The 13052-nt window shown below is 65.0% G+C and carries 7 protein-coding genes; 5 read left to right on the top strand and 2 right to left on the bottom strand.

What is annotated here, in order from left to right; all coding sequences use genetic code 11:
- Positions 1–38 precede the first annotated feature (38 nt).
- Both JLK41_RS16695 and JLK41_RS16690 read right to left on the bottom strand, forming a co-directional pair.
- Positions 39–1922: a methyl-accepting chemotaxis protein gene (locus JLK41_RS16695; RefSeq protein WP_210389402.1), complete on the bottom strand. Its 1884-nt coding sequence runs from the start codon at positions 1920–1922 to the stop codon at positions 39–41.
- A gap of 139 nt (positions 1923–2061) precedes the next feature.
- A complete protein-coding gene (locus tag JLK41_RS16690; RefSeq protein ID WP_152489162.1) occupies positions 2062–3285 on the bottom strand; it encodes an OprD family porin in 1224 nt (407 codons plus the stop codon).
- A gap of 271 nt (positions 3286–3556) precedes the next feature.
- Between JLK41_RS16690 and JLK41_RS16685 the strand changes: the two genes are divergently transcribed.
- The 5 genes from JLK41_RS16685 (at position 3557) to JLK41_RS16665 (ending at position 12910) form a co-directional block, all read left to right on the top strand.
- Positions 3557–4501 carry a LysR family transcriptional regulator gene (locus JLK41_RS16685; protein ID WP_037056204.1) on the top strand — a complete coding sequence of 315 codons (945 nt, stop codon included), beginning with the start codon at positions 3557–3559 and terminating at the stop codon, positions 4499–4501.
- Between the two features lie 305 nt (positions 4502–4806).
- Positions 4807–5784, top strand: a complete 978-nt coding sequence (locus JLK41_RS16680; RefSeq protein ID WP_210389401.1) for a TRAP transporter substrate-binding protein — start codon at positions 4807–4809, stop codon at positions 5782–5784.
- A gap of 69 nt (positions 5785–5853) precedes the next feature.
- Entirely contained in the window at positions 5854–6360 is a 507-nt protein-coding gene (locus JLK41_RS16675; protein ID WP_037056200.1) for a TRAP transporter small permease, read from the top strand.
- A 57-nt stretch (positions 6361–6417) separates the two neighbouring features.
- Positions 6418–7722, top strand: a complete 1305-nt coding sequence (locus JLK41_RS16670; protein WP_152489161.1) for a TRAP transporter large permease — start codon at positions 6418–6420, stop codon at positions 7720–7722.
- A gap of 346 nt (positions 7723–8068) precedes the next feature.
- Positions 8069–12910 carry an NAD-glutamate dehydrogenase gene (locus JLK41_RS16665; protein WP_047591678.1) on the top strand — a complete coding sequence of 1614 codons (4842 nt, stop codon included), beginning with the start codon at positions 8069–8071 and terminating at the stop codon, positions 12908–12910.
- The last annotated feature ends 142 nt before the right edge of the window (positions 12911–13052 follow it).

Raw genomic sequence — 13052 nt, 5'->3', positions numbered from 1 at the left:
GGCGGCGGGCGTCAGCCTCGAGCTGGCGCCCGCCGTGCTCATACCAGGCGAAACTGACTGGCGCTGCGACCCAGGGCGTCGACCTGGGATGACAGCCCCTCGGTATGACCGCCCAGCGTATGGCGCAGCTCTTTGCTTTGCCCGGTATGCACGTGGATGGTCTCCATCTTGTCGGCGATGTCCTCGGTGGTGGTGGACACTTCCTCGATGGCGACCACCACCTGGTTCATCTCGCCGGTCAGGCGCTCCATCGCCGAGGTGATCGAGGTGATCGCGTCGGCGACCTGCGCCGCATGGCGTTCGCTGTCGGCTGCCAGGTTCAGGCCGTTGCTCATCAACTGATGCATGTGCCGGGTCTGGTGCTGGAACTCACCGACGATGGCGCTGATGTCGGTGGTGGCGGCCACGGTCTTCTGCGCCAGCGAGCGCACTTCATCGGCCACCACCGAGAAGCCGCGTCCGGCATCACCGGCCCGCGCCGCCTCGATGGCCGCGTTGAGCGCGAGCAGGTTGGTCTGGTCGGCCAGGCTGTTGATCACATCGACGATGCCGTTGACCCGGGCGCTGCTCTGGCCGAGGGCGTCCACCTGGTTGTGCGTGTCCTGAATCAGCTGCGCCAGGCGGCTCATGCTGTTCACGCTGGCGGCGATCACTTCGCCGCCGTTGCGCGCCGCGTCGTAGGCACTGGTGGTGGCGCTGCCGACTTCCGCAGTGCGCTGCGCCATGTCGTTGAGGGTGGCGCTGATCTGGTGCGAGGCGGAGGCGGCCTGCTCGGTCTGCATCTCCACCTGGCTGCTGTTGTCACCCAGCTGGCGCATGGCGTCGCCGAGGTGATTGTGCAAGCGGCTCAGCTCGCCGTTGGCACGCACCACCTCGGCCACGATGCCACCGATGCCCTGGATCATGCGATTGGCCGCGTCTGCCAGCTGATTGAATTCGTCGCGGCGGTTGCCTCCCACCGGCAGCTTGCCGCTGAGGTCGCCGGACGCCACCTGGCTGAGCAGCTGGATGACGTTGCGCAGGCGGCTGACCAGGGTGCGTGAGGCTTGCAGCAGGGGGAAGCAGAGCAGGGCGGCGACGGCCAGGAAACTCAGGCCCATCAGCCACAGCGCGGAGATGCGCGATTGCTCCGCCTCCTGCGCACGTCGCAGCAGCAGGCCGTCCTGCAGGGCGCGAGCCTGTTGTGTCATGCGCGCCTGCAAGTCTTCGCCCAGCTGGCCCAGGCGCTGGTTGGTGGCGTTGATGCGCTCGATACTGGCATGGGCTTCGCTGAAGGTATCGGCGTAGGCCTGCACGTTCTTGCCGATCGGGGTCTGCTGCCACTCCAGGTCGGCGATCTGCTCCTGCAGCTTGCCGATCGCCGTCAGCGCGATCTGGGCGAAGGCCGGATCGAAGGTCGACAGGTAGTCGCGCTGGCTGCTCAGTGCGCTGGTGATGAACGGCTTGATCAGGTCGAAGCTGATGGCTTCCAGGGCCTTGCCCTTTTCACTCAGGACCTTGCGCTGGCCATCGAAGGGCGACAGCCCCAGCGCCTGGTTGAAGCTCAGCCACTGACGCTGTTGTTCCAGTTCCTCCTCGAGGATGGCCTGGATCCGCTGTGCGTGTTGCAGGGTATCGTCGTCTCGCAGGGCTTGAGCCTTGGTCAACAGTTGTCCGATGAGTTCGTGCAGTTCATCGAGACCGCTGCCGAATGCCGCCAGCTGCTCGGGCGTGAGCTGCTGGCGCTGGGCGTTCTGCCGCCACCAGCGGTTCATCAGTTCGGTGCTGGCGCTGGCGTAGCTCGCCGCCTGCTCCCTGGCTTGCAGGGCGCTGCTCAGGCGGTGGCTGGCCCACAGCGAGGCGGCCGCCATCAATGCCAGACTGATCAGGGTGAGCGCGATGAGGGCGCGGAATTTTTGTTGCCAGGACAGGTGCAAAGTCACGATAACGCCTCGCCATCTTCTTCAGGATGATTCTCGGGAATCGGCAAGTTGTCATACGACTGCGGTGAAAGTCTATGGCTATCTTGCCGCCCGGGAAATGAAAAACGGGGCCCTGAAGGCCCCGTCCGCGCAACGCCGCTTACCAGAGCGGCAGGGTGTAGCTGAGGATCAGGCGGTTCTCGTCGAGATCGTTGCCGAAGTTGGAACGAACGGTGGCGTTGCGCCATTTCAGGCCCAGGTTCTTCAGCGGGCCGGTCTGCACCACGTAGGCGATGTCCATGTCGCGCTCCCACTCCTTGCCCTCGCTGCTGCGTCCGGCGACCTCGACGTTGTCGCCAGAGATGTAGCGGGTCATGAAGGTCAGGCCGGGGATGCCGAGGCTGGCGAAGTTGTAGTCGTAGCGCAGTTGCCAGGAGCGTTCCTGGGTATTGGCGAAGTCGTTGATCTGCACGAAGTTGACCAGGAAGGGGTCGCTGTTGGCGATGTACGGGAAGGGGTCGTCACCGCTCATGCGCTGGTAGCCGGCACCGAAGGCATGGCCACCCAGGCTGTAGGTGAACATGGCGCCGAAGGCCTTGTTGTCGAGGTCGCGGAAGTTGCCGTCCTCGCGGCTCTGCGAATAGCGCAGGTCGCTCTTCAGCGACTGCCCTTCGCCCAGTGGTAGCACATGCACCAGGGTGCCGTAGTACTGCTGGTAGATGTCTTCCAGCGTGCCGTAGTGCAGGCCGGCGGTGAGCTGCGGCGTGAGCTTGTACTCACCACCGCCGAAGACGAAGGAATCGCTGCTGCCGCCGATGCGGTTGCCGCTCATCTCGGTGTAGTCGCTGGAGCTGTTGGCCTTGATCCGGTTGATCTTACCGCCCTGCAGGGTCAGCTTGTCGATTTCCTGGACGTTGAGCAGCGCGCCCTGGAAGGTCTGCGGCAGCAAGCGCGAGTCATTGGCGGAGACGATCGGGCTGCGGAACTGCAGGGCGCCGACTTTCAGTGTGCTGTTGGAGATCCTGGCCTTGGCGGTCAGGGCGAGCTTCGAGTAATCGTCCTGCGAACCGCCGGAACGGTCGGCCGGCAGCAGGCCGGTGCCGGCGGTGCCGTCGCCGGAGTCGAGTTTCAGGCCGAGCATCCCCAATGCATCGATGCCGAAACCGACGGTGCCCTCGGTGTAGCCGGATTCCATGCGCAGCAGAAAACCTTGCGCCCATTCCTCAGCCTTGTCGCGAGCGCCGCTCTGACGGAAGTCGCGGTTGAAGTAGAAGTTGCGCATCTCGACGCTGGCCTTGCTGTCAGCGATGAAGTCGGCGTGCGCCAGGGTTGGCAGGCCGCTGCCGAGCAGCAGCGCGGATGCCAGTGGGTAATGGGGTTTCATGGTTGCAGTGTCTCCTGTTGGGAGCGCGCAGCGGCGAGAGCGGCTGCTTGGCAGAGCGCGTTTTGAATGATGTTGTTGTGGTCTGCGCGGAGCGCGCCGCCATTCTTCAAAGCGTTGTTCGGCTGCGTCCAACGAGAAAAAACAGGGGGCCGGCGATAGGAAAATTCATCCGCCGGGCGAAAAACCTCTGGCATGCAACCTGCTACGCCCAAGGCAGCATGGGTGCTGACGATCAGGCCCGGATGACGATATTGCGAAGAGGCGTTGTGGCATGAACCTGAGATTTCTCGAGACCTTCGTTTGGGTGGCGCGGCTGAAGAGTTTCCGCCTGACTGCCGAGAAGCTGTTCAGTACCCAGGCGTCGATTTCCAGCCGCATCGCCGCGCTCGAGGATGAACTCGGTACGCGTCTTTTCCTGCGTGATTCTAAGGGCGTGTCGCTGACGCCCGAAGGGCAGAAGGTGCTCGAATACGCCGAGCGGATGATCGACACCATGCAGGCGCTGAAGCAGTCGATCAGCGATACCGGCAGTATCCAGGGGCGCATCCGCATCGGGGCGATGGATACCGTCATTCACACCTGGTTGAGTCCGTTCGTAACACGGGTGATGGAGCGCTACCCCGCAGTGGAGATCGAACTGACCGCCGACACCGCGCGCAACCTCAACGAGCAACTGCTCAAGGGTTATCTGGACATCGTGTTCCAGACCGACATGGTCAATGGCGACAGTGTGCGCAATCTGCAGCTGGCGGTGTTCCCGGTGCGCTGGATCGTGCCCACCGGCTCGCTGTACCACCGCCGCTACGCCTCCACGGATGAGCTGGCGCGCGAGCGCATCATCACCTTCTCGAAGAACTCGCGGCCACACCAGGACATTCTCAACCTGCTGCACGCCGGCAGCGTCAGTGCGCCGCGCATCAACTGCGTCAACTCCATCGCGGCGATGACCCGGCTGATTCGCGATGGCTTCGGGGTCGGCGCCTTGCCGCCGGCGCTGGTCCACGATGAACTCAAGCAGGGGGTGCTGAGCATTCTCGACGACGTTCCCGAGCCGCCGGCCTTGCCGGTGGTGGCCACCTGGCGCACCGGGGTCGGGCTGGAACTCAGCGAAGACATCATCGCCCTGGCCTGCGAGGCACTCGACGTCTATGCCGAGGAAATGGGCGAAGCCTGCATGGCGCGCGTCGCCCCGGCGCCGGAACAGCAGAGCGCCTGAGCCCTTTCGCTGGTCGACGGCCCCTCGAGAAGCCCCCTCGGCAGGCTCGCTCAGCGCACTTGAATCCCGCTCGCCTGCCTGTCATGCCTCGGCGCAGGCGGCCTTGCCCAGGTTTTCCAGGAGCCGTCAGCGATTGCCCGCTGCTGGTGCATTTGCCACAGCGATGCCCCGTTTCATCCCATAACGAATTCCGATCATGCGCCCCCGGTTTTTCTAGTTGGACAGGGTAGGGCGATGCGCTGAGACTCGAAATCGTCTTCCAGCCGCGCGTGCGGCGCACAAAGAACAATTAACAGGAGAGCACCATGAAAAGCATCGCATCGCGTTTCGCTATTACCGCTTTGGCTTGCGCACTGGGCGTCGGCGCCCAGGCTGCCGAGCGCTGGAACATGAGCGTCGAGCAGCCCGACGGCAACTTCATCACGACCGTGGCCAAGTCGTTCGCCGAGGACGTGGAGCAGGCCAGCCAGGGTGAGCTGCAGATTCGTGTGCACGCCAACTCGGTGCTGTTCAAGCGCCCCGAGGTCAAGCGTGCGGTGCAGACCGGGCAGATCCAGGCTGGCGACGTGCTGATGTCGGTACTGGGTAACGAAGACCCGATCTTCGAAGTCGACAGCGTGCCGTTCCTGGTGCGCAACTACGAGCAGGCCCAGGCGCTGTGGGCCGCCAGCCGGCCGGCCGTCGAGGAGCGCCTGGCCAAGCAGGGCATCAAGCTGCTGTACGCCATGCCGTGGTCGCCGCAGAGCATCTTCACCAAGACCCCGGTCGCCAGCATGGACGACTTCAAGGGCATGAAATTCCGTGCCTACAACCCGGCCACCTCGCGCATGACCGAGCTGATGGGGGCGGTGCCGACCGTGATCCAGACCGGCGAGATTCCACAGGCCTTCAGCACCGGCATGATCAACGGCATGCTCACTTCGCCGACCACGGGCGTGGACTCCCAGGCCTGGGACTTCTCTTCCTACTACTATGACGTCAAGGCCTTCATCCCGAAGAACTTCGTCATCGTCAACGCACGTGCCTTCGCGCGCCTGCCGGAAGCGACCCAGGCTGCGGTACTCGATGCCGCCAAGCGTGCCGAGGCGCGTGGTTGGGCGATCGCCCAGGAGAAGACCGGCGAGCTGGTCAAGACCCTGGCCGACAACGGCATGCAGGTGTCCGAGCAGGCACCGGCTGCGGTCGAGAAGGGCTTCGAGCAGATCGGCCAGACCATGGCCGAAGAGTGGCTCAAGCGCTCCGGGGCCGACGGCCAGGCTATCCTCGACGCCTACCAGCGCTGATGTCAGTGCCCATCGCTGCGTCGCAGCGATGGGCTTTTTCTTCAAGCTTGCCCAGGGAGCCCGCTGTTCATGACCCCACTGCACAAGCTCTACACCCTGTCCGGATGGCTGTCCGGCGTCTTTCTCGTCTCGATCTGCGTGCTGGTGGTGGCACAGATCGTGGCCCGCCAGCTGGGCACCATGGTGCCGGCGGCCGATGAGTTCGCCGCCTACGCGATGGCGGCGTCCGGTTTTCTCGCCTTGCCCTATGCCCTGCAACGTGGCGCACACATTCGCGTGGAACTGATGCTGCGCCTGCTGCCGCCTGGTGGCCGTCGTGCGGCCGATGTGCTGGCCACACTGATCGGTCTTGGCATCGCCGCCTACCTGGCCTGGTACTGCACCCTGTTCGTGCTGGAGTCCTACGAGTTCAAGGAAGTGTCCTCGGGCCTGTTGCCGATCCCGATGTGGCTGCCTCAGCTGCCGATGCTGCTCGGCACCCTGATCCTGGTCGTGGCCATGGCCGAGCGCCTGGTGCTGACCTGCCTGGGCAGGCGTTTCGAGTCTGCCGAGGCCGATACGGCGATGAGCGAGTGAGCCGCATGGCTCGATCCTTAATTGCGGCCATCGCCGCACTGATTCGTGAGTGAACCCGTGGACTACACAACCATCACCATTACGCTGCTGCTGGCACTGTTCGTGCTGCTCGGCGGCGGCGTCTGGGTCGCCCTGTCGCTGCTCGGCGTCGGCATCATCGGCATGGAGCTGTTCGGCGGCGCGCCGGCCGGCTCGATCCTGGCCTCCACCAGCTGGGCGTCCAGCGCCAGCTGGACCCTGACCGCCTTGCCGCTGTTCATCTGGATGGGCGAGATCCTCTACCGCACACGCCTTTCCGAAGACATGTTCAACGGCCTGGCACCCTGGATGCGCGGCATGCCGGGGCGCCTGCTGCACGTCAACGTATTCGGCTGCGGCATGTTCGCGGCGGTCAGCGGCTCGTCCGCGGCCACCGCCGCCACCATCGGCCGCATTTCCCTGCCCGAGCTGAAGTCGCGCGGTTATCCCGAGTCCATCGCCATGGGCTCGCTGGCCGGCGCCGGCACGCTCGGCCTGCTGATTCCGCCGTCGATCATGATGATCGTCTACGGGGTGGCGGCGCAGGTGTCGATCTCGCGCCTGTTCATCGCCGGCATTCTGCCCGGCCTGCTGCTGCTCGCCATCTTCAGCGGTTACCTGATGCTCTGGTCGGCCTGCAATCGCAGCCAGCTGCCGGAGGAGGGCGACCGCCTGCCGTTCATGGAAAAACTGCGCCGGGCCAAGTTGCTGATCCCGGTGCTGGGGCTGATCGTCGCGGTGATCGGTTCGATCTATGGCGGCATCGCCACGGCGACCGAGGCCGCGGCGGTGGGGGTGGTCGGCGCGCTGCTGATCGCGCTGTGTTCCGGGGCGCTGACCCGGGAGACCTTCATGGCCAGCCTGATGGGCGCCGTCTCCACCTCGTGCATGATCTTCTTCATCCTGCTCGGCGCGGCCTACCTGACGTCGGCGATGAGCTTCACCGGCCTGCCGGCGGCGCTGGCCGACTGGATCATCGCCAAGCAGCTGTCGCCGTACCTGCTGCTGCTGGCGCTGACGCTGTTCTTCATCGCCCTGGGCTGCTTCCTCGATGGCATCTCGATCATCCTGCTGACCACGGCGGTGATCCTGCCGGCGGTGCAGGCGGCGGGCATCGACCTGCTGTGGTTCGGCATCTTCGTCATCCTGGTGGTGGAGATGGCGCAGATCACCCCGCCGGTGGGCTTCAACCTGTTCGTCATCCAGAACCTCACCGGGCGCAACCTCGGGGCGGTGGCGCGGGCCAGTTTTCCGTTCTTCATGCTGCTGGTGCTGGCGGCGGTGCTGATCACCACCTTCCCGCAGATCGTCCTGGCGCTGCCCGAGGCCATGCGCGGCGCCTGACCCTTCTGCATGGCTCGTTCGCCCTGCGCTGGCGGGCCATGGTTTTCTCTTTTGCACCGTCTCGGTGCAGCCTTGAAAGAAAATGTCGCAGCACCGCAAGCGGTTGCAGGGCTTCCCTCGTTAAGCTCGGCGGTCATACGTGACCAGTCGGTCGTCTCCCTTCGCGCCGGTCCGATGCGACTCGCAGGTGTCATTGTCGCTTCATGGACTAACGTTGAACTAGCAGACCATTGCAAACGTAGACGCGGCAGCAATGGCAACGCAGGTGGTTGTTCAACCGCCTGGCAACACCCAGCGGCAGCGATCCAGATGTCCTGTCGAACCACCAGCCCAACGGAGCAAAAACATGGCGTTCTTTACGGCGGCCAGCAAAGCCGACTTCCAGCACCAACTGCAAGCGGCCCTGGCGCAGCACGTGAGTGAGCAGGCGCTGCCACAAGTAGCCCTTTTCGCCGATCAGTTCTTCGGCATCATCGCCCTCGAGGAGCTGACCCAGCGGCGTCTTTCCGACCTGGTCGGCTGCACCCTGTCGGCCTGGCGCATGCTGGAGCAGTTCGATCACGCCAAGCCGCAGGTGCGGGCGTTCAACCCCGACTACGAGAAGCACGGCTGGCAGTCCACCCATACGGCGGTGGAAATTCTCCATGGCGACATCCCGTTCCTGGTGGATTCGGTGCGCATGGAGCTGAACCGCCACGGCTACAGCATCCATACCCTGCAGAACAGCGTGTTCAGCGTGCGCCGCGACAAGAACGGCCAGCTGCTGGAGATCCTGCCGCGTGGCACCCAGGGCGAGGGCGTGCTGCAGGAAGCGCTGATGTTCCTGGAAATCGACCGCTGCGCCAGCTCCGCCGAACTGAAGACGCTGGAGAAGGCCATCCATGAAGTCTTCGGCGACGTGCGCATGAGCGTTGCCGACTTCCAGCCGATGAAGGCCAAGGCACGCGAGCTGCTGGCCTGGCTGGACCGCGCCAAGCTCAAGGTGGACAAGACCGAGCTGGAGGAGATCAAGGTCTTCCTCGGCTGGTTGCTGGATGACCATTTCACCTTCCTCGGCTACGAGGAATTCACCGTGGCGCCCTCCGCTGAAGGCGGCACCATGGTCTACGACGAGAAATCCCTGCTCGGCCTGTCCAAGCGCCTGCGCTCCGGGCTCAAGGCCGACGAGCTGCACATCGAGCCGGAGGCGGTCGCCTACCTGCGTGAAGCGCAACTGCTGTCTTTCGCCAAGGCGGCCGTGCCGAGCCGCGTGCACCGCCCGGCCTACCCGGACTTCGTCTCCATCCGCGAACTCGATGCCAAGGGCAACGTGGTCAAGGAATGCCGTTTCATGGGCCTCTACACCTCGGCGGTGTATGCCGAGAGCGTGTGGAACATCCCCTACATCCGCCGCAAGGTGGATGTGATCAAGCAGCGCTCCGGTTTCGACAGCAGCGCCCACCTGGGCAAGGAGCTGGCCCAGGTGCTGGAAGTGCTGCCGCGTGACGACCTGTTCCAGACCCCGGTCGACGATCTGTTCAGCACCGCCATGGCCATCGTGCAGATCCAGGAGCGCAACAAGATTCGCGTGTTCCTGCGTCGCGACCCCTATGGCCGCTTCTGCTACTGCCTGGCCTACGTGCCGCGTGACGTGTACTCCACCGAAACCCGGGTGAAGATCCAGCAGGTGCTGATGGAGCGCCTGCAGGCCACCGATTGCGAGTTCTGGACCTTCTTCTCCGAGTCGGTGCTCGCCCGCGTGCAGTTCATTCTGCGGGTCGACCCGAAGAGCAAGACGCAGATCGATCCCGTGCGCCTGGAGAAGGAAGTCATCCAGGCCTGCCGTTCGTGGAAGGATGACTACGCCGGCCTGATGGTGGAGAGCTTCGGCGAGGCGCAGGGCACCAACGTGCTGGCGGAATTCCCCGGCGGCTTCCCGGCGGGCTATCGCGAGCGTTTCGCCCCGCACTCGGCGGTGGTGGACATGCAGCACCTGCTCAGCCTGAGCAGCGAAAAGCAGCTGGTGATGAGCTTCTACCAGCCGCTGGCGCAGAACGAGCAGCAGCTGCACTGCAAGCTGTACCACGCCGATGCGCCCCTGCCGCTGTCCGACGTCATGCCGATTCTGGAGAACCTCGGGCTGCGCGTGCTCGGCGAGTTCCCCTACAAGCTGCGCCGTGCCGATGGCCGCGAGTTCTGGATCCACGACTTCGCCTTCACCTATGCCGAAGGCCTGGATGTCGACATCCAGCAGCTCAATGACACCCTGCAGGATGCCTTCATCCACATCGTCGGTGGCGACGCCGAGAACGACGCCTTCAACCGCCTGGTGCTGACCGCGGCCATGCCCTGGCGCGACGTGGCGCTGCTACGCGCCTATGCGCGCTACCTCAAGCAGATTCGCCTGGGCTTCTCGCTGAGCTACATCGCCGCCACCCTGGTCAACCACGCCGACATCGCCAAGGAGCTGGTGCGCCTGTTCCGCACGCGCTTCTACCTGGCGCGCAAGCTCACCGCCGAAGACCTCGACGACAAGCAGCAGAAACTGGAGCAGGCCATCCTCGCTGCGCTGGACAACGTTGCGGTGCTCAACGAGGACCGCATCCTGCGGCGCTACCTGGACCTGATCAAGGCTACCCTGCGCACCAACTTCTACCAGAACGGCGAGCATGGCCAGGGCAAGGCCTACTTCAGCTTCAAGCTCAGCCCGCGCCTGATTCCGGACATTCCGCGCCCGGTGCCGAAGTTCGAGATCTTCGTCTACAGCCCGCGTGTCGAGGGCGTGCACCTGCGCTTCGGCGACGTTGCGCGGGGCGGTCTGCGCTGGTCGGATCGTGAAGAAGACTTCCGTACCGAAGTGCTCGGCCTGGTCAAGGCGCAGCAGGTGAAGAACGCCGTAATCGTGCCGATGGGCGCCAAGGGCGGCTTCGTGCCGCGCCGGATGCCGGTCGGCGGCTCGCGTGACGAGGTGATGGCCGAGGGCATCGCCTGCTACCGCATCTTCATCAGCGGCCTGCTCGACATCACCGACAACCTCAAGGATGGCGAGGTGGTGCCGCCGGCCAACGTGGTGCGCCATGACGCCGACGACCCCTACCTGGTGGTGGCGGCGGACAAGGGCACCGCGACCTTCTCCGACATCGCCAACGGCATCGCCGCCGAGTACGGCTTCTGGCTCGGCGACGCCTTCGCCTCCGGCGGTTCGGCCGGTTACGACCACAAGGGCATGGGCATCACCGCCAAGGGCGGCTGGGTCAGCGTGCAGCGTCACTTCCGCGAGCGCGGCATCGACGTGCAGAAGGACAACGTCACGGTGATCGGCATCGGCGACATGGCGGGCGATGTGTTCGGCAACGGCCTGCTGCTGTCGGAAAGCCTGCAGCTGGTGGCGGCGTTCAACCACATGCACATCTTCATCGACCCCAACCCGGACGCCGCGCGCAGCTTCGTCGAGCGCAAGCGCTTGTTCGAGCTGCCGCGTTCGAGCTGGGCCGACTACGATGCCAAGCTGATCTCCGAGGGCGGTGGCATCTTCCTGCGCAGCGCCAAGAGCATCGCCATCAGCCCGCAGATGAAGGCGCGCTTCGACATCGCCGCCGATCGCCTGGCGCCGACCGAGCTGCTCAACGCACTGCTCAAGGCGCCGGTCGACCTGCTGTGGAACGGCGGTATCGGCACCTACGTCAAGTCCAGCAAGGAAAGCCACGCTGACGTCGGCGACAAGGCCAACGACGCCCTGCGTGTCGATGGTCGCGAGCTGCGCGCCAAGGTGGTGGGCGAGGGCGGTAACCTGGGCATGACCCAGCTCGGCCGTGTCGAGTTCGGCCTGCACGGCGGCGCCAGCAACACCGACTTCATCGACAACGCCGGCGGCGTGGACTGCTCCGACCACGAGGTCAACATCAAGATCCTGCTCGGCGAGATCGTTGCCGGCGGCGACATGACCGAGAAGCAGCGCAACAAGCTGCTGGCGCAGATGACCGACGACGTTTCCGAGCTGGTGCTCGGCAACAACTACAAGCAGACCCAGGCACTGTCGCTGGCCGAGCGCCGTGCGCGCGAGCGGGCAGGCGAGTACAAGCGCCTGATGAACGCGCTGGAAAGCGCCGGCAAGCTGGATCGTGCCCTGGAGTTCCTGCCGTCCGACGAGGAGCTCAACGAGCGCGCCAACAACGGCCAGGGCCTGACCCGTCCGGAGCTGTCGGTACTGATCTCCTACAGCAAGATCGACCTCAAGGAGTCCCTGCTCAAGTCTCAGGTGCCGGATGACGACTACCTGGCCCGCGAGATGGAAACCGCCTTCCCGGATATCCTCACCGAGAAGTTCGGCGACGCCATGCGCCGTCACCGCCTCAAGCGCGAGATCGTCAGCACGCAGATCGCCAACGACCTGGTCAACCACATGGGCATCACCTTCGTGCAGCGCCTGAAGGAGTCCACCGGCATGAGCGCGGCCAACGTCGCCGGCGCCTACGTCATCGTGCGTGACCTGTTCCGCCTGCCGTACTGGTGGCAGCAGATCGAGGCGCTGGACTACAAGGTGCCGGCCGACCTGCAGCTGCAGCTGATGGACGAGCTGATGCGCCTGGGCCGTCGGGCCACGCGCTGGTTCCTGCGCAGCCGGCGCAACGAGCTGGACGCCGCCCGCGACGTGGCGCATTTCGCGCCGCGTATCGAGGCGCTGGTCGGTCGCCTGGACGAGCTGCTCGAAGGCCCGGCGCGCGAGCAGTGGCTGGCGCGCTACCAGAGCTTCGTCGAGGCTGGCACGCCGGAGGAACTGGCGCGCGTGGTCGCCGGCACCAGCCACCTGTACACCCTGCTGCCGATCATCGAAGCCGCAGACGTGACCGGCAAGGATGCCAGCGAAGTGGCGACTGCCTACTTCGCCGTGGGTGGCGCGCTGGAGCTGTCCTGGTACCTGCAGCAGATCACCAACCTGCCGGTGGAGAACAACTGGCAGGCACTGGCCCGCGAAGCCTTCCGCGACGACCTCGACTGGCAGCAGCGGGCGGTCACCGTGTCGGTCCTGCAGATGGTCGACGGCCCGCAGGACATCGAGGCACGGGTGGCGCTGTGGCTCGACCAGCATCAGCGCCTGGTCGATCGCTGGAAGGCCATGCTGGCCGACCTGCGCTCGGCGACCGGCACCGACTACGCCATGTACGCCGTGGCCAACCGCGAGCTGATGGACCTGGCGCAAAGCGCCTGAGCCATCCGCTGAAAGAAAAGCCCCGCCTAGTGCGGGGCTTTTCATTTCAGGCTGCGCGTGTAGCCCGGATGAAGTCCGGGGCCGGGCTACGGGGCTGTACTACGGACTCCCCGGATTGCATCCGGGCTACGGACGCCGCGCC

Source organism: Ectopseudomonas khazarica (assembly GCF_017915135.1).
GTDB classification, from domain to species: Bacteria; Pseudomonadota; Gammaproteobacteria; order Pseudomonadales; family Pseudomonadaceae; genus Aquipseudomonas; species Aquipseudomonas khazarica.
The sequence above is the reverse complement of the archived record's forward strand: the minus strand, read 5'-3'. Positions and strand labels throughout refer to the sequence as shown.

What these genes read in the sequence shown, in the direction of transcription:
- JLK41_RS16690 (WP_152489162.1), bottom strand. Translation starts at nt 3,285, where the DNA reads ATGAAACCCCATTACCCACTGGCATCCGCGCTGCTGCTCGGCAGCGGC.
- JLK41_RS16685 (WP_037056204.1), top strand. Translation starts at nt 3,557, where the DNA reads ATGAACCTGAGATTTCTCGAGACCTTCGTTTGGGTGGCGCGGCTGAAG.
- JLK41_RS16680 (WP_210389401.1), top strand. Translation starts at nt 4,807, where the DNA reads ATGAAAAGCATCGCATCGCGTTTCGCTATTACCGCTTTGGCTTGCGCA.
- JLK41_RS16675 (WP_037056200.1), top strand. Translation starts at nt 5,854, where the DNA reads ATGACCCCACTGCACAAGCTCTACACCCTGTCCGGATGGCTGTCCGGC.
- JLK41_RS16665 (WP_047591678.1), top strand. Translation starts at nt 8,069, where the DNA reads ATGGCGTTCTTTACGGCGGCCAGCAAAGCCGACTTCCAGCACCAACTG.